Below are 18246 nucleotides of genomic sequence, written 5' to 3'. Positions count from 1 at the left end.
GTTTGATCCACCAAGCCTCACTCCTCTTTCCTATCCATATCTTAATTCCTTGAGGAATCGCCCGGTATGCGACTTCTCCACTTGTGCGACCGCTTCGGGGGTCCCCTCGGCCACAACCGCTCCGCCGGCGGCCCCTCCACCCGGACCGATATCAACAATCCAGTCCGAGGCAGCAATTAGATCCATATGATGTTCAACCAGAATAACCGTGTTGCCTGCATCGACCAACCGGTCTAGCAGATGCAGCAGCTGTCTGACGTCGGCGGGATGAAGTCCGGTTGAAGGCTCGTCCAGAAGGTACAGCGTATGCTTCTTCGTCTTCTTGCTTAGCTCCTTCGCCAGCTTAATCCGCTGACCCTCACCGCCGGACAAAGTGCGCACAGACTGTCCCCATTTCAAATAACCAAGTCCAACTTCGCAGAGCAGGCGAGTCAGCTCAAGAACTTTCGGCTGGCCCTCCAGCACCGGTAGACTTTCCTCCACCGTCATATCAAGCATATCGGAGATAGAATACCCTTGATACGTCACCTCGAGCACCTCCGGCTTGAAACGTTTGCCTCGGCATGCCGGACAACGAATTTCGATCTCGGGCAGAAAGTGCATGTGCATCGGTACGACACCAAGCCCCTGACAGGTTTCACAGCGTCCTCCCGGCGTGTTAAAGGAAAAATGCTTGGCAGTCAGCCGGTTTCGTCTGGCTTCAGGCAAGCTCGCGAACACGCTTCGAATATGGGTATACACATCCGTGTATGTGGCTACGTTCGAACGCTGCATGCGAGATACCGGGGACTGATCCACCGTAACAAGCTGGCCAATCGAATCCCAGCCGGTAATGTCCTTGCAGCCGGGAGGCGTCTTGCTCCCGCTGCCTGATTCGGCCAGCAGATCGAATAACAGCGTTGATTTGCCGGAACCGGACACACCCGTTACCGAGACCAGACAACCGAGCGGGAAGGAAACCGTAATTTGCTTCAAATTCCGAAGGGAGGCTTCATGAATCGTTAGTTTGTTGCCGTTGCCCGGCCTTGGCTGCCTTCCCGGCCAATGCCCTCCATACTCCCTAAAATAAGCACCCGTCACGGAAGAAGGCTGTTGCAACAGCTGCTCGAATGTTCCTTGGCCTACGACCGTACCGCCCTTCGAGCCTGCTCCCGGGCCGATGTCGATAATATGATCGGCAGCCTGCATCACTTCCTCGTCATGCTCAATGACAAGCACGGTGTTCCCCAGATCACGAAGCTGCTTCAGCACCTGGATCAATCCTCTTGTATCTTTCGGGTGCAGACCGGTAGTCGGCTCATCCAAAATGTACAGCACACCGGTGAGTCCTGAGCCAAGAATTGAAGCGAGCCGCAGTCGCTGGGCTTCACCTCCGGACATCGTGACGACCTGCCGCTCCAGCGACATATAGCCTAGCCCGACGTCCATAATGCGTTTCAGTCTTATTACGCAGTCATGAATGATCGGTTCCACGATATGCAGGTGATCTTCCGAAAGCTTGCCGCCAAGCCTTTCCAGCCAGGTTAATGCATCGCCGATCGCCCAGGCATTGACTTCGCTGATGGATACACCGTCCACCCGGACCTCGCGGCTGCTTTTCTTCAGCTTGGAGCCTTGGCAATCGGTGCATGTGAACTCGTGGAACAGGGAAGCCTCGGAGGATTCGCTTCCTTTCTCCAGATATCTTCGGCGGATCCCAGTCACCACCCCTTCGAATTTGCCTTGACTCACCGTCTTGGGCGGTTTCATGTCTGGGAAATGGCGGGCAAATGGCTCGCTTTCCACACCGTAATAGAGCAAATCGCGCTGGATTTCCGAATAATCCTGCAAAGGCAGATGCTCATCAAACGAAAAGCCGTAATACTTCGCGGCCGCCTTTAATATATTCGTGCTGTAATCCACAATCGCGCTGTACCATGTCGTGACAGCCCCGTCTTTCAAGCTCAGCTCCGGTCTGAACACCGCCTCCATGTTCAGTTCGACTGTATGGCCAAGACCGCTGCAAGTCTCACAAGCCCCTTCTGGCTTGTTGAACGAGAAATGCGACATGGTCAGCTTCTCCAGTGAATGACCGCATCGCCTGCAACGAACCGTCTCAAATGCATCGTAGGGCTCGGAGTCATCCGCAGAGATCTGGGCAGGCACGCCATCGACCGGCGGGGCAACCGTCTCACCGCAAGCAGGGCACGGCCGCTCCCCGAGCTTGGCAAACAATATACGAAGCAGGGTATAGATATCGGTAACCGTCCCGATCGTCGATCTCGGATTGCGATTGGTCACATGCTGGCCAACGCTGATGGAAGGAGATAATCCCTCGATGGAATCGACCTTGGGCTTGCTGACCGAATCGGATACCATGCCCATGGACTCCATATATTGCCTCTGGCATTCCCGCTGGAGTGTGTCCATGGCTAAGGTTGATTTCCCCGAACCGGAAGGACCTGTAACGACGATCAGCTTGTGTTTGGGGATTTCAAGGGAGATGTTCTTGAGATTGTTCTCCCTCGCCCCGCGGATTTTGATGGTTGGGTGCATGATTTAACCTCCTAAAAGTTTTGTGGAGCAGATGCTTCATTGGGGGGTCTTCGCAACAAAACTGACTTCGGAAGCATCTACTTAGTTTTGTGGAGCAGATGCTTCATTGGGGGGTCTTCGCAACAAAACTGACTTCGGAAGCATTATTAACGCTATCTCCGGCAGTGCATTCCTATCTTACAACATTGATGCAAGTACAAAATTTGATGACTCCGAACCTTGATGCAGTCCGCTTTTCCGAAGCTGATACCGTCATGGTGCTTGAAGGTTTATATTTAATGTTACAATCTGTATAAAGCTAGGCTTGCGAAATGAGCGAAAGCCCCCCATGTCCGACAAGGCGTCATCTTGACTTCAATATTCTGCTGCTATATAGTTCTATAATAAAACTATTTCATAATCGAACTATTTGAAGGAGGAACAATCTGTTGGACGATAAAATAAAGGAGTGGATCGACCGGTATGTGAATGCTCACTCATTTGTTGTACGTCGAATCAATGCCCGTATTCGGGAGGAGCTTGGCGAAACGCTGACCGATGATCAATATCAGATCATGCTGCTGATTAACGATATCCCGCAATGCACGCCTTCCCAGCTAGCGGAGATGTTCTCCGTCGGCAAAAGCTCCATTACGGCGATAGTCAATCGTCTGGTGCAGGCCGGAATGGTTGAGCGAACGCGGGATGAAGCTGACCGCCGCATCATCTATCTATCGATTACCGATCACGGACGCTCCATTTTCGATTCGTGCCGCAAGCAAATCAGGGAACTCATTTCACCTTATTTGCAGCATTTTGAGGAGGAAGAAATCGAATCCTTCATTTCTAATTTTGAAAAGTTGGGGCAGTTAATGCAGGAAGGCGGGAGAAAGAATTGAAAACCATACTGAGAGCAAGATGGTTCATCATGATCCTATGGATTGCTGTAGCCGCTGGCTTGTTTCTAACGGCGCCATCCATGGCGGATCTTGTAAGAGAGAAGGGACAGCTCTCCGTTCCGGATGGCTACTCCTCCTCGAGAGCTTCTCAAATACTAAGGGAAGCCTCCGACAGTGAGGACGGCCGTTCGCTGAGTCAGGTGGCGCTTGTCTTCAACAAGCCTGACGGATTAAGCGAGGCGGATCAAGACAGTATACGCCAGGGCGTGGAGCGTCTGAGCGAGAATAGAGATAAGCTCAGCATCACCTCCATTAACGATCCGTTCACACAGTCGGAGCTGGCGGATACGCTGATCGCGGCAGACGGCAACACCATTATGGTTGCGCTCCAGGTCAGCGGAGGCCAGGAAGCAGTCAAGCAGTTGCCGGGGCAGGTGAAAGAGCTGCTGGCAGACGTAACAGCAGACCATTATCTGACCAGTGAAGGCCTCATCAATGAGGATACCATCGTCAGCTCCGAGGAAGGGCTGAAGAAAACGGAATATATTACTGTCGTTTTCATTCTCGTCATTCTATTCATTGTGTTCCGTTCCTTTGTTGCTCCGTTTGTGCCACTGCTGACCGTGGGCTTGAGCTACATTGTGTCTCAATCGGTGGTCTCCTTTCTAGTCGACCGATTCGATTTCCCGATTTCGACCTTTACCCAGGTATTCATGGTCGCTGTCATGTTCGGGATCGGCACCGATTACTGCATTTTGCTGATCAGCCGCTTTAAGGAGGAATTGGCAGCCGCTGAGGATACCAAAACAGCGGTTATCGAAACTTACCGCAAAGCCGGCGGTACAGTCATATACTCCGGCCTCGCGGTATTTGTTGGCTTTATTGCCATCGGCCTGTCTGAATTCATTCTGTACAAATCCGCAGTTGCCGTAGCCGTCGGTATTGCGATCATGCTAATTGCATTGCTGACCGTGGTGCCCTTCTTCATGGCACTGCTGGGCAAGGCGCTCTTCTGGCCTTCCCGCGGCAGTCTGGAGCACTCGGAGAACAAGCTGTGGGGAGCCGCCGGGGCATTCTCGCTCAAGCGTCCCCTGGCGTCGCTGCTCGTTGTTGCAGTCATCGTAGCACCGTTCCTTCTCACCTATAGCGGCAAGCTGTCCTTTAACAGTCTGGAGGAGATCGGGCCGCAATACGAGTCGGTCAAAGGATTTAATATCATCTCTGAGAGCTTCGGACCTGGTGAATCCATGCCTTCTACCGTTGTCATCCGAAACGATGACCTGATGGATACGGCCGAATATGTCGGTCTGGCAGAGAAAATCAGCCGAGAGATCGAAAAGGTTGACGGCGTTTCTGCAGTTCGCAGCCTCTCGCGCCCGACCGGGGAACAAATTCATGACTTCCTGATCCCGACACAGGTTCAGACTTTAAATGAGGGCCTGGATCAGACTCAAGGCGGGCTAAATGAAATTGAAAATGGCCTGTCCGAGGCCGGCAAACAGCTGAGTGAAAATGCGCCCAAGCTGAGCGAAGCCGCTGCCGGCGCCATGGAGCTGACCCAGGGGACAGCGGATCTGAAGCAGGGCATTGGCGAGCTTGGTCAGGCCTTGAGCGCGATCCAGCAAGGGATTGCGAGCGGCTCCGCCGGCGCCGGCGAATTGAAAGCCGGCTTGCAGCAAGCGGCCGACAGCGCCAAGGAGCTGGCGGATGCGCACGCCCAGCTGCTGGAAGGCTACAAGCAGCTTGGCAGCGGATTATCCGCGCTTGACGGCGGCGTTGCCGGCATCAGAGAGCAGCTGGATGGTGTTGCAGCTGCCCTGAGCAGTCTGGATGCCTCCTTCTCCGGATTGGAGAGCAGCCACCCGGATCTGCTGCAAAATCCGGATTACCTGACCATTAAAGGAACCGTAACCCAAGCCGGATCCGGCGCAGCCCAGTTGGCAGCCGGGCTGGGACAAATATCAGAGCAGATAAAAGGCGCTGCTGCCGGCGTTGAAGAAGCGAATGCCGGATATGCACAGGCAGCCGCTGGGCAGGACGCGCTTGCCGAGGGGCTGAAGCAGATTGTGGCCGGCATTGGTGAACTGCAAGCCGGACTGTCGCAGGCCGCAGATGGACAGCAGCAAATCGTCGGGCAGATTCCGTCCATCACCGATGGGCTGGGACAGCTGGAAGGCGGACAGAAGCAGCTGGCAGACGGCTTCAGCGAACTAACCGGCCAAATCGGTGAGCTGACCGAAGGGCTGACTGCAAGCGCCGACGGGCTGCGGCAAATCTCGGATGGCCTGGGTTCCGCCCAAGGATACCTAGAACAGCTTCAAAGCATCCAGGATGAGGAACTGAGCGGATTCTTCATTCCGCAAGAAGCGCTGGAGAACAGCGATTTCCAGACCGTCTTCGACACTTACCTGTCCGATAACCGCAAGGTGATGAAGCTGGATGTCGTGCTGTCAGCCAATCCGTACAGCGAGGAAGCGATGGACAGTCTTGAGCAGATCCTGTCCGCTGTAGAACGCGCGGTGGCTCATACGAAGCTGGAAAATGCCGAAGTGGCCATCAGCGGAATTACGAGCACCAACCATGATCTGCAAACGATCTCAAATGATGATTACAGCCGAACTGTTATTTTAATGCTCACCGGCATCTTCATAATCCTGATCGTGCTTCTCCGTTCCATCGTGATGCCGATCTATCTGATTATCTCTCTGGTCATTACGTACTTCACCTCTGTCGGCGTGACCGAACTGATCTTCGTGAACGGGCTCGGCTATTCCGGAATTACATGGGCGACACCGTTCTTCAGCTTCGTCATGCTGATTGCGCTCGGCGTCGATTACAGCATCTTCCTGATGGCCCGGTTTAACGAGAACAAAACCTGGGACGTTAAAGACGCCATCCTTCACGCGATGCGAAATATGGGAACCGTCATCCTGTCTGCGGTGGTCATCCTTGGCGGCACCTTCGCAGCCATGTATCCGTCCGGTGTGCTGTCGATGATGCAGATTGCCACGGTTGTACTCGTCGGTCTTGTACTGTACGCCCTCGTGTTCCTTCCGTTCTTCGTCCCTGTGATGGTGCGTTTGTTCGGACGTGCGAACTGGTGGCCGTTCACACCGAAAGAGTCGCCTAAGGATGCGGTCAGCACCAACCGAGATATTCATATGTAATTATTGATTCGTTATAGCCTCATAACCGGGACAGTTCCATTCACTTTACTCGCCTTATTCCATTTCAGGAGTAAGGCGAGTTTTTATAGGTCTTTAGAATCAAGGTCTTATGACTCATATAGAGAAATATTAAGCCATTGTCCTGACTTTCTTCTGTACGCGCCGGGATTTTTTTCGTATGATAATGAAACTACATGCTAAAGCGGACGGTGCCATAATGCCTGATAAAATCATCAGAAAATCCATACTAAAAAACTTCTTGATTGTCATTATATTTCTGGCTGTGCTTCTGGGCATGCGGCTGATTTGGCTGCAGGCATACTCCTTGCCGCCTCATCCCTCAGCTGAGCATGGGGTTCTGGATCTGCGCGATTATCAGCTTAATCCGTTGCCGGCAATCCCGATCGACGGAGAATGGGAATTTTATCCTGGCGTGCTTATCGGAAGGGCAGAGCTACAGCAACAAGCGCTGAAGCCTCACTATATTCAGGTGCCCCAGAGCTGGCGGGACGTCAGCTCAGAGTTTGCTGAAACTGCCTTCGGTGTGGGGACTTACAGACTCCGAATTATGCTGGACGAGCCTTTAGGAACGCCGATATCGCTGTGGCTGTCGGAGATCCGGCTATCCGCCGAAGTCGAGATCAACGGAACTACCCTGCTGCAAATCGGCCAAATAGGAACGAATGCAGATTCCTATGTGCCGGTCCGAAACTCATTGGTCGTTGACTATGACGGTGCTCGCGATGCTGAAGAAATTGAGCTTTTTATTCGCGTGGCTAATTTTGACGAACCGTTCGTCGGCGGAATTGCAAGATCCGTTATGCTGGGCTCTGAGGAAGAGATCGACCGCACCTACGGCGTGTCGGTTGATCTTCAGCTCATCACCTTTGTCATTTTGCTGCTGCATGCGCTTTATGCATGTATCTTGTATTTCTTAAACCCACGGGAGTTCATGCTGCTTGATTTTCTTCTGATGATGCTCATTACGGCTATTACGGTCGCCATCAGTACAGACTCAATTCTGCTGCAATGGGTGCCGCTCAACTATGAATGGACGCTGAAAATCAGACTCCTTTCGTACATGTGGATGGTCTTCTTCTTCGTCAAGTTAAGCAGCAGATTTTATGGCAAGCCTACAAAAGGCACCTGGTTTTACATTTATTCCGCCCTGCTGCTGCTATATTCGGTGTTTGTGCTGTTTGCTCCGCCATCTTGGGTGTCAGTTACCTATCACTACCGGGTGTTCTCGGCATTCTATCTGCTTCCGATGCCGGTATTCCTGTACCGATTTGTGCGCATGGTCATGGAAAGCCGCAAGCACGCCATCTATTTGTTGCTGTCATCGAGCGGGATCTTCTGCGGGGTGGCATGGTCCATCAGTGAAATATTTATAGAACTGCCTGTTGTCTATTATCCTTTTGATATTCTGGCTGCCGTCGTCGGATTTTCGTCCTACTGGTTCAGCCGCTATTACCACAATACCCAGCAAATCAGCCAGCTGAACGAAGAGCTGAAAGCTGCGGACAAGATGAAAGACCGGTTCCTTGCCAACACTTCGCATGAGCTGAGAACGCCGCTGCACGGCATCATCAATATCGCGCAAAGCGTCGCCGACAGGGAACAGGCCGGCATGACATACCGAAGCGTGGAGGATCTGAAGCTGCTTGTCACCCTCGGTCATCAGATGTCTCATCTGCTGAATGATCTGCTGGATGCCGTCCGCCTGAGGGAGAAGCGAATCATGCTTAAGACGAAGCCGATGTCACTGCAATCGGTCGTTCATGGCGTATTCGATATTCTGAAATTTACGCCAAAGGCAGCGGGCGTAGAGATGCGGATGGATATCCCGGAGCAGCTTCCTTACATTTTGGCTGATGAAAAACGGCTGCTGCAGATTTTGCTGAATCTGCTTCATAACGCACTTAAATTTACCGAAGCCGGAACGATCACCGTAAGTGCCAAGGTGGTGAACGATCACGTCCTGATCGAAGTCACCGATACCGGTGTGGGCATGGATGAGGAGACGCGCCAGCGCGTATTCCTTCCTTATGAACAGGGGCATCCCGGCTTTAACGATGCCAAGGGAATCGGGCTTGGGCTCAGCATCAGCAAAGAGCTGGTGGAGCTGCATGGCGGAACGCTAAGCGTTACGTCGGAGCTTGGACAAGGCTCCACCTTTGCGTTCATGCTGCCTGTCGCGGAAGCGACAGGCGACGAGGCGGCAGCTGAGCTGGCCGCGGGTCAAGAGTCATTCAGCTATATCGTGGAGGGCAGCCAGCTCGATCAACTGAGCCTGCTTCCACCGGAGGCTGATACCGTCACGGCCAAGCATCCGTTCAACGTGCTCGCCGTAGATGACGACAGGGTCAATCTGAGAGTGCTCGGAGGAATCCTGTTTCAGGAGCCTTACCATATTACGTTTGCTTCGTCAGGCAGCGAGGCGCTGGAGCTGCTCGGCACCAAGTCCTGGGATCTTGTCATCACGGATGTCATGATGCCCCAAATGTCGGGGTATGAGCTGACGCGCCGAATCCGGGAGCGCTTTAGCCCTTCCGAGCTCCCTGTGCTGCTGCTGACCGCACGCAGCGAGGCGGCAGACATCTATACGGGGTTTCAAGCCGGCGCCAATGACTATGTGACCAAGCCGGTGGATTCGCTGGAACTGAAATACCGCATTCGCTCCTTAACCGCGATGAAGCGCTCGATTGATGAGCGGCTCCGCATGGAGGCTGCGTATTTACAGGCGCAAATTCACCCGCACTTTCTGTTTAATACCTTGAACTCAATTATGGCCCTCAGCGAGATTGACCTTGACCGGATGCGCAGCCTGAGCGAAGCGTTCAGCTCTTATCTGCAGATCAGCTTCCATTATCAGAATTCGGATCAGTTCGTTTCGCTTTCGCAGGAGCTTGAACTGGTACGCGCCTATCTCTATGTCGAACAAGAGCGCCACAGCAACCGAATGACGATTGCATGGGACGTTGATCCGGAGATCGATATGGTTCTGCCTCCGCTCACCATTCAGCCCCTGGTTGAAAATGCCGTTCGGCATGGCATCCTGCAGAAAGCCAAGGGCGGTACAATCCGCATCCGGATTGTCCGGCAGGAGCAGCATATCCTCGTGGAAGTCAAGGACAACGGCAAAGGAATGGAGCCGGAGAAAGTGCTTCATCTGCTGGATGAGCCCGGTCCGGCGAAGCGCGGCATCGGCATGTACAATACGCATCGCCGGCTGATCCAGACTTATGGGTCGGGCCTGGTCGTTCGAAGCGTGCCGAACGAGGGAACCAGCATCTCTTTTGTCATTCCGGAAATGAATTATCGGCAAGCGTAAACGCGAAAGGTAATCATGCAGACAGCCGCCCCACAGCCATTGGCTGTCTTGCGGTACTGCCTGCGGCTCTACTTGAGTCATCATTCATGAAGTGTTGTATAAGCTCATAAGGACGCCTCGAGGCACCTGCACAACGCAGGGGCACCCGAGGCGTTTTTCAGGTTACTTAACCTTTGATCGACCCGATCATGACCCCCTTCTCAAAATACTTTTGAATAAACGGATAGATCATGAGAATCGGCAGGGTCGATACAATAATGACACCGTACTTGATCTGATCGGCATATCGCTGGGCATAACCTCCGGCGTCTCCACCTGTTCCCGCCCCTCCGGCAAACACCTGATTGGAGAGCAAAATATCCCGCAGCACGATCTGCAGCGGCTGCAGATGGTTATCCCGAATGTAGATCAGGGCGGTGAAAAAATCATTCCAGTGTCCGACCAAATAATAGAGACCGATAACGGATATGAGCGCCTTCGACAGCGGCAGAGCCACTTTAACAAAGAAGGTGAAGTGAGAGCAGCCGTCCATTACAGCCGCCTCATGCAGCTCCTGCGGCAGCGAGTTTTCAAAAAACGTACGGGCGATAATCAAATAAAACACATTCACGGAAAACGGAATGATGAACACCCATATCGTGTTGGTCAAATGCAAATCCTTCATCAGCAAATAGGTTGGGATCAACCCCCCGTTAAAAAACATCGTGACGACAAAGAAGAACATGATGACCCGTCTCGGCCGAAACTCCCGCCTGGACAGCACGTAAGCAGCCGGCAGCGTAAACAGCATATTGACCAGGGTGCCAAACAGGGTGTAAAACACCGTATTGCGATACCCCGTCCAAATCCTCGCGTCCTGAAAAATTTCCCGATATCCAAACAAACTGATGTTTTTCGGAAAGAACAGCACCTTCCCTGTTGATACCAGGGTTGAATCGCTAAAGGATGCAATAACGATAAAATAGAGCGGGTAAGCGATCAACAGAAAGATGATCGTGCACACAAACGCCAGCATCATCTTAAATGTGATCTCTTTTCCGCTAACGCGCCATCCGGTATGCCCCATCTTGGTCCCTCCTTCCTCTCTTCGTTAGAATAGGCTTTGATTGGATGCTTTCTTGGAGATCATATTCATCGCAAACAGAAACACAAAGTTGATGAGCGTATTAAACAGTCCAATGGCCGAGGCCAGGCTGAACTGGCTGGATACGATCCCGATTTTATATACATAAGTGGCTATCACTTCAGATACCGGCAAATTAAGCGAATTTTGCATCAGAAATATCTTTTCAAAGCCAGTGCTGAGGATGTTGCCCATACTGAGAATAAACAGAATAATGATGGTCGGCACAAGGGCCGGAAAATCAATATAACGGATCGTCTGCCACCGGCTTGCCCCGTCGATCTTGGCCGCGTCATACAGCTGGGGGTCCACCGAGGACAAGGCAGCAAGATAAATGATGCTGTTCCAGCCGCAGTGCTGCCAAATGTCGGAGAGCACGTATACCGGGATGAAGGTCGACGTGGATGCCAGCAGCTGGATATGTCCGAGTCCTATGGATTTCATGAAATGTCCGACCACCCCGGTCTCCGAGGACAGCAGCACATTCAGCATGCCAACAAGCACGATAATCGAAATAAAATGCGGCAAATAGACGGTGGTTTGCATCAGCTGCTTCATCTTTTTTCGCCGGATCTGATTCAGAATCAACGCTAGAATGATCGGGGCCGGAAAGCCCAGCACAATGCTGGACAAACTAATCAGAAAGGTATTCCGCATGAGGTCGGTGAACAGATAGCTATCGATGAATTGCTGGAAATACGCCAGCCCGCGCCATTCCCCTCCGGTGAGGCCCTTGCTGAAATCGTAATCCCGGAAAGCGAGCTGAATACCGTACATCGGTATATAATTAAAGATCAATATGACGAGAATCGCTGGCATAATCATCAGCCATAGCTGATAGTCTCGTATTATGGACGATATTCCTTTGTGGATCCGCATCCTATCCCCCCTCAGCTTAACGGAAATGCCCGTCCAGGCGTTGATACGGCCTATACGGCCGCTAGACTAGACATGGCATCATTCCATGTTGATCAGACATCAATGATTGCTTCTGTACTCGTCGTAGTACTTCTGCATAATCTCCAGGTTCTGGGTGATGCCGGCCTTCTGGGCTTCTCTGACATACGCGTCCCACTCGGCCTCTATACCGCCCTTGGTCACCCACTTGGCAAAGCTCGACTCTGCCAGATTCATGATATTGGTATTGTTCAAACTCATCGTGTTGTTGTCCATCATCGAATATTTAATAAACATTGCCGGAAACACATCCTTGTCCAGATCCACCTGCAGCGCCTCCTGCAAGGGTTCCGACTGCTCGATGACCTCCTGCATGTCTTTGCCAAGCGTAAGCTGGAGCGAATCCGGTATATAGAAAGCGCCGTGGTCGGCCATCGTGGATGTCCATTTCCATGTCCCCGGGTCCATCTCTGGATTTCCAGGAGGAAGAATGGTGTAGCTCCCGTCCCCGTTATCCTGAATATTCGGGCCGATGGAGCCAAACAGCACCTGCATGCCCACTTCCGGATCATACAGTTCGTTGATCAAGCGCATGGCCGCCTCCTTATTTTTCGTTCTTGCAGACATCACGATATGGTTCACCCCGTAGTTCAGGGAGTTGTAGTCATAACTCCAGGACAGCTTGCCCGTATAATCATCCGATACTTTAAGCGGCGGCAAGGATACGTACTGCGAGGCTACCCGTTCCCCGAACCGGTCTGAAGCGACCCAGCCCCAGGTGAACCCGACTTTGGCGGTGTCCCCATCGCCCCTGGCGATCGATTGGTATTTAGTGTAATCATGCGTGAATACCTCGGGGTTGATCAGCCCGGCCTTATACAGCTTGTTCAGAAATATCACCATCGTTTTATAGCGTTCGTCAATCAGGAAGTTCTTTACCTGACCATCCTCTACAAAATAGCCTTGGCTGCTTCCCTCCGACAACGTAATGCCCATGCTGCCCAGCAGCAGTGCAGCGTTAAAGTTTCCGCCGATGCCGCCAGGCCAATCCATCGGAATTTCGTCGTTCATATCGCCGTTGCCGTTGGCATCGCGCTCTTTGAAGGCGAGCAGCACCTCATATAACTCATCCCACGTCGTCGGCATCTCAAGCCCCAGCTCATCCAGCCATTGCTGATTGATGTACTGTCTGGAGGCCGTGTCCGGCCAGAAACGCTGGTACTTGGGCAGCCCGTATATTTTCCCGTCAGCCTGGGTTGCAATCTGCTGTGTCTCAGGACGTTCATTGAACATCGTCTGTACATTGGGAGCCAGATCCAGCATCTCGGTCAGGTCCTGAAACAGCCCTTGGAACTGGGCAAAATCCGCGTCTGTAATCACATTGGGCCCGATAAACAGATCCGGGATGTCTCCGCTGGCGAGCATCGTTCCTTTTTTCTGGCCCCAATCGGCGGTAATCTCCTGCCATTCAATATCCACGCCAGCGGCGTCCTCCACCTTCTGAAGCCACTCCATGTCGGCAAGCGGCTTCGTTAACGGATGCTTGATCATAATCGCCGTCAGCTTTACCTTCTCTCCTGAGGTACGATCAGGGGATTCCGCCGATTCGCTCCGACTCCCTCCCGAGCTGCACCCTGCCAGGAGCAAGGCCGTGATCAAGACGATAGAAGTGAAAACGTTTACTCTTTTTCGCATTCCATAACCTCCAACCTTTGGATTTTTTTTGATGAGGTTAGCTGCCTCAGCCCTGCTGTACAGGGCACCTTAGACTCTAATCGGAGGTATAATGCGGCGTAAACGGGCAGTTTTTTGCCGATTTACATTTTTTGAAAACGAAGGCTGACAAACAGGAAGCGCTCTTCAGATCCCCTGATATCAAAGCGCTTTCAAAAATTGTGGACATTCAAAAACTGTCTTAGCCCTTGCAGGCACTCCGGTACTGCCCCGGGGTAACCCCTACGATTTTTTTAAAGGTGCGGATAAAGCTTGAAGTGTTGTTGTATCCCGCTTGCATCGCAATCGCGTCCAGCGTCTCCTCCGTTTCAAGGAGCAGGCGAATGGCGTGCTGAATCCGCAGACGGTCAATGTATTCCTTGAAATTTTGTCCGATTGTCTTTTTGAAATGGTGGCTGAAATTGGATACGGACATCCCGAAGTGGTCGGCCATGAGCTGCAGCGAACAGTTGGGATCCATCGCCTTAGCTTCCACTACTGCCAGAATATCCTCACGTCCCGCCGATCTCGAGGGCGGCAGCGTTTCGCGGATCATCTCACACAGCTTGGCGCTGCTATCCCGGATAATGCTGGACATCTGCGCCGGCGTGTATCGGGTGGAGAAAGCGGCTTCCGTCAGCCGCAGCACAGACTGATCATCATGCCGAAACCGCAGCAGCCCATTGAAAATTACGCTTGCCGTATTCAGGTAGATGCTGCGGATCATATGAGGAGGCATACCGTCGCTGCCAAGATGCCCGATAAGTCGCTCGATGATTGATTCGACCATAGCGGCCTCATTTTTCAGAATTGACAGTTCCAGAGACTGCAGCATATCGGCAAAGTAGGAAACCGCCACGGCCTGGGACTCCTCCATCTCATCAAAGACGAGGATGGAATGGGATTGGCCCAGCCGCAAGTGCTCGGCTGTACGCAGTGCCTGCAGATAAGAGATGTGTACCGCTTGCGGACATAGGCTGTCCACCGTCTTGCCAATGCCAAATCGCGTTATCAGCCCGGCTTCCTCCTTTATCCGCTGCTGCAGCTGAGCCAGAACCTTTTTTAACGGAAAATCGTGCTCATGTGAGCAAAGCATCACGAACTCGTGATCATAAATGCTGTTGAAGAGATAGGCTTGAACGCCTGGCGGCAGGAAATGCCCCCACTCCCTGAAGTGCTCAAGAGCAGCGTCTTCATACCCTGAAGATTCGCTTGATATGACAATAACGGAAATCTCCGGGCCGTGAAGACTGACGCCTACCCTCTCACCCTCACGGACAAATTCCTCCCACGAGAGAAATTGCCCATTCACCAGCTGCTGCAGCAGATTGTCCCGCATGATGGGCAGCGTTCCCTTTACCTTCTCATCAAGCCGGGTGTTGGCGGCAGATAGACCGCTTAACGTGTATCGTATGGTGTCAATTTCATTCATCGATTGGCTTCCCTGAGGTGCGAAGAGATGGATTGCAAAATCGACCAAACGTTTGATCGGATGATAGTTTTTGCGGATCGAAAGATAGATCACCACGACTTCAATCAGCAATATGCCGCCAACCAGCATCACGGTATTTAGCTGAATGGTGCGGATTCCCTGGAGTGAATCCGTCATCGGGAGCAGACTGACATAGCGCCATCCATTCTTATCGGATACGGTATGGGAGACAAGGTAGGAGCTGCCGTTAATCGTATGGATGCCAGAAGATAGCGATGTCTTGTCGTCCATTCCGCGTACGAGCTGTGACACATCATCTGACGTTTGGTAGAGCGATTCATTGGAAGCAACAAGCGGTTTTCCCTGGGCATCAAAAATGAAAAAGTCCCCTTTATAAATTTCAGATACCGATCGCATCATGCGGATGATCGTATCTTCTTTCACCATAATGAGGACGGTGCCGGGGGAATTGACGCCTCCGACCGGAAGCGGTTGCAGGAAGGTCAGCATGCGGACCCGGTTATGGCCGGGAATCATGACATCTTCCACAGGCCGAACGATGGGGGCTTCTAAAGTATTCAGCGTGTTAACTACATCCGTATAAGGCCACCTCTCGTAATAAAAGCCCACGCCGGGCGTTCTCATATCCTCCAAACTGTATGCGCTTCCAGTTTTGGAGAACAAATAACCGGTGTTTTTTACATACAACAGGGTGTTGTATATAAAAGCATCGGTCGCATTGTATTTTTTCATTTCTTTTGCAATAAGCACTCTCTGATAATCATTGTCCTCCGTTTGATACATCTTGAACTCCTGGTTCTGAACGAGCTCAAACGGCAAATTGTAAACATAGCGCGTGAAGGCATCCATTGAGGTCATAAACTGCTCGGTAATATGGGCGTTCCACTCCATTTCCTTCTCCTTCACCACATCAGCAGAGTAAGGATAATAGTAGAACAAAATGATGGTTACAGGAAACAACAGCACAAGCAGATAGGAAACCAAGAGCTTTGTTAACAGGTTGATTTTATTTTTTCCCAATCCGTTCTCACCGTCCCCTTATATCTCTTTTCTGGAATGAAAAGTTATCTATAAGGATACGAAATTTTCATAGAAAAGAAAGGATCTTCTTGAAATTATTCCTTTTTAAACAGTCTGTATAAGTAGGTAATCAGCGCAATGAAAGCAATCCCCGAAGACAGAAAATAGAGAACAGCATTCGCTTTTTTAGGTTTCGGCAGTTCACCTATTGCTCCGGTCGCCGGATAAGGCGGGTATAAATTCCAAAAGCCTAATCTTAAACTCAAGACGGCCACGATCAATGTTATAACAATGATGATGATGAATTTAACTTTATTCATAGTTCCTCCGGCAGCTTGGTTATCTGGGTTCCCCCCACATACTTAATGAACGTATCGAGCCTCCATGAAGTTTGATTTTTAATGTAGTCAAGAAATCAACAAGGCTTCGGCTCACCTGCAAAAGCGCCTAAAAATAGGCGCACGTACAGACTTCCTGCGGAATACGGTATTCCATAGGCTAATGCCTGCAGCAAAACCCCAAGAGGAGGCAAACGAAAATGGCCGTTTCCTATATGGATTTCACCTCACCCAACGTTCAATTTTCATTCGATCTAAACCAGAGCACCTTTATCAAGAAAGACAATCGGAACTATATCAACCTGCTTTCCGTAAACGAGCTGAATACCCTCGGCAATGCTTCTCTGCTGGATATTTTTCTGAGCAGAGGTAACGTTATCGAACCGCATACCCACCAGAATGCTTCGGAAATCGTATATTGCATCTCCGGAGCTGCGGACGTTTCGCTGATCAATCCGTTTACCAAAAAGCTGCTTCAGTACTCCATCAAGCCGGGTCAGGTTGTCAATGTGCCTCAAGGCTGGTGGCACTATGAGATGGCTACGGTGGACAACACGCATCTTCTGGCTGTATTTGATGCACCGATCCCGCAATTTATCGGAGCCTCCGATATGTTAAGACTGACGCCACCCGGAGTATTCGCCCATACTTATTGCCTTGATAAAGCCAAAGTCCAAGAGGCGCTGGCTCCAATCAAAGGCTCCGTCGTCATCGGCCCGCCGGCAAATTGCAGCCGGCAGGAGGCAGCTCCGCCGTCCGCCGCATCGGCTTATAGCCAGCCGACTGCCGAGGTATCCTACCCGGATGAGCAGGAGCACATCCAGCCGTTTGACTGGCACCAGCTGATGCTGGAGCAGCAGAAGCGCCTTATGCAGCAGCAGCAAGAGATGTTTGAACAAAAGCAGGCACAGGGAACCCCATACTCCGATGCCGCTGTCTCCCCGCAGCCGGAAGAAGCCCGGCATGGCGGTCCAGCGCGGCCTCCCGTCATCGGAAATGGATGGGATTTTTTCGGAAACCTATTCTAAGCTGCAACTCCCGCTTTCCAACAACGAAAGGACCTCATCCCCTCCAAGCGGGAAATGAGCTCCTTCTGTCATCCTTGTATATCTAATAAACGGAGCTTCACTGAAGATGATAAGTCGCCTTTGCGCTCATCAGCTGATTCTTCTGCGCAGGATGCCCTCCTCTGCCGACACATGAATCGCATACTGCCAGCCTGACGTAAGATCCACCAGACTCAAATAATGCCCATGACCGGCACCAGTGTCGATGCCCAGCTTGCCCTCTCCACGCCACAGCTGTCCGTAATCGGCGCCAAGCCGCCAGGTGGAAGTATGTCCGAACACGATCGTATGACCTCCTATGGCAGGCGCATGGAAGAAGGGCTCGCGAATCGTCGTCAAATCTTCCGGGGTTTGACAGGAGAGCGGAATGCCGGGGCGAAGCCCCGCATGGACAAATACGTATTCGCCATCCTGCGCCCACAGCGGCATGCTGTCGATCCACTTGAGGTACTTCTCCGCCCGCGATACGTCGGTCACCGCATGCTCCGGCATCCGGAGAAGCCATTTGCGCTCGTTGTTCCCTTGCAATGCAACGGCACCGGAGGCGCATAGCGCAGCAACCAGTTCCAGGGTGCCGCCCGAGTCCGGCCCCTTGTTTACGTAATCGCCCAATAGAAACAGACGGTCTGCGGCCGGATCGTACTTCACATGCTCCAGCAGGGCTTCCAGCAAATTTCCGTATCCGTGCACATCTGATACTGCAAGCAGCCTGCCCATCCGA

The 18246-nt window shown here is 52.0% G+C and carries 11 protein-coding genes; 4 read left to right on the top strand and 7 right to left on the bottom strand.

Annotation, left to right across the window (positions count from 1 at the left end; translation table 11 throughout):
* Positions 1–30: 30 nt before the first annotated feature.
* Complete coding sequence (gene uvrA, locus CHH67_RS05180) at positions 31–2535, bottom strand: excinuclease ABC subunit UvrA (protein ID WP_095263927.1); 2505 nt, start codon at positions 2533–2535, stop codon at positions 31–33.
* A gap of 428 nt (positions 2536–2963) precedes the next feature.
* Here uvrA and CHH67_RS05175 point away from each other — a divergent pair, with 428 nt between their 5' ends.
* The 3 genes from CHH67_RS05175 (at position 2964) to CHH67_RS05165 (ending at position 9914) form a co-directional block, all read left to right on the top strand.
* Positions 2964–3413 (top strand): MarR family winged helix-turn-helix transcriptional regulator, encoded by a 450-nt coding sequence (locus tag CHH67_RS05175; protein WP_095263926.1) that lies wholly within the window; start codon positions 2964–2966, stop codon positions 3411–3413.
* A complete protein-coding gene (locus CHH67_RS05170) occupies positions 3410–6580 on the top strand; it encodes an MMPL family transporter (RefSeq protein ID WP_095263925.1) in 3171 nt (1056 codons plus the stop codon). The genes CHH67_RS05175 and CHH67_RS05170 overlap by 4 nt, the downstream gene beginning before the upstream one ends.
* Before the next feature lie 259 nt (positions 6581–6839).
* Positions 6840–9914, top strand: a complete 3075-nt coding sequence (locus CHH67_RS05165; RefSeq protein WP_342351948.1) for a sensor histidine kinase — start codon at positions 6840–6842, stop codon at positions 9912–9914.
* Positions 9915–10080: 166 nt separating this feature from the next.
* On the opposite strand, the gene CHH67_RS05160 is transcribed toward CHH67_RS05165, so the two are convergent.
* The 5 genes from CHH67_RS05160 to CHH67_RS05140 form a co-directional block, all read right to left on the bottom strand.
* Complete coding sequence (locus CHH67_RS05160) at positions 10081–10980, bottom strand: carbohydrate ABC transporter permease (protein WP_095263923.1); 900 nt, start codon at positions 10978–10980, stop codon at positions 10081–10083.
* Between the two features lie 24 nt (positions 10981–11004).
* Positions 11005–11916 (bottom strand): ABC transporter permease, encoded by a 912-nt coding sequence (locus tag CHH67_RS05155; RefSeq protein WP_095263922.1) that lies wholly within the window; start codon positions 11914–11916, stop codon positions 11005–11007.
* 99 nt (positions 11917–12015) lie between these two features.
* Positions 12016–13629, bottom strand: a complete 1614-nt coding sequence (locus tag CHH67_RS05150; RefSeq protein ID WP_095263921.1) for an ABC transporter substrate-binding protein — start codon at positions 13627–13629, stop codon at positions 12016–12018.
* 220 nt (positions 13630–13849) lie between these two features.
* On the bottom strand, positions 13850–16120 hold the full coding sequence (locus tag CHH67_RS05145; protein WP_095263920.1) for a helix-turn-helix domain-containing protein: 2271 nt from the start codon (positions 16118–16120) through the stop codon (positions 13850–13852).
* 95 nt (positions 16121–16215) lie between these two features.
* Positions 16216–16440, bottom strand: a complete 225-nt coding sequence (locus CHH67_RS05140; RefSeq protein ID WP_095263919.1) for a hypothetical protein — start codon at positions 16438–16440, stop codon at positions 16216–16218.
* Between the two features lie 218 nt (positions 16441–16658).
* Between CHH67_RS05140 and CHH67_RS05135 the strand changes: the two genes are divergently transcribed.
* Positions 16659–17486 carry a cupin domain-containing protein gene (locus CHH67_RS05135; protein ID WP_095263918.1) on the top strand — a complete coding sequence of 276 codons (828 nt, stop codon included), beginning with the start codon at positions 16659–16661 and terminating at the stop codon, positions 17484–17486.
* Positions 17487–17615: 129 nt separating this feature from the next.
* Here CHH67_RS05135 and CHH67_RS05130 read toward each other — a convergent pair whose 3' ends face one another.
* Positions 17616–18242, bottom strand: a complete 627-nt coding sequence (locus CHH67_RS05130; RefSeq protein WP_095263917.1) for a metallophosphoesterase — start codon at positions 18240–18242, stop codon at positions 17616–17618.
* Positions 18243–18246 lie beyond the last annotated feature (4 nt).

This window comes from Paenibacillus campinasensis, assembly GCF_002272015.1.
In the GTDB taxonomy this organism is placed as follows: Bacteria; Bacillota; Bacilli; order Paenibacillales; family Paenibacillaceae; genus Paenibacillus_AQ; species Paenibacillus_AQ campinasensis.
The sequence above is the reverse complement of the archived record's forward strand: the minus strand, read 5'-3'. Positions and strand labels throughout refer to the sequence as shown.

Bases quoted from the DNA above. Each gene is read 5' to 3' on its own strand.
- uvrA (WP_095263927.1), bottom strand. From the start codon at position 2,535: ATGCACCCAACCATCAAAATCCGCGGGGCGAGGGAGAACAATCTCAAG.
- CHH67_RS05160 (WP_095263923.1), bottom strand. From the start codon at position 10,980: ATGGGGCATACCGGATGGCGCGTTAGCGGAAAAGAGATCACATTTAAG.
- CHH67_RS05155 (WP_095263922.1), bottom strand. From the start codon at position 11,916: ATGCGGATCCACAAAGGAATATCGTCCATAATACGAGACTATCAGCTA.
- CHH67_RS05150 (WP_095263921.1), bottom strand. From the start codon at position 13,629: ATGCGAAAAAGAGTAAACGTTTTCACTTCTATCGTCTTGATCACGGCC.
- CHH67_RS05140 (WP_095263919.1), bottom strand. From the start codon at position 16,440: ATGAATAAAGTTAAATTCATCATCATCATTGTTATAACATTGATCGTG.
- CHH67_RS05135 (WP_095263918.1), top strand. From the start codon at position 16,659: ATGGCCGTTTCCTATATGGATTTCACCTCACCCAACGTTCAATTTTCA.
- CHH67_RS05130 (WP_095263917.1), bottom strand. From the start codon at position 18,242: ATGGGCAGGCTGCTTGCAGTATCAGATGTGCACGGATACGGAAATTTG.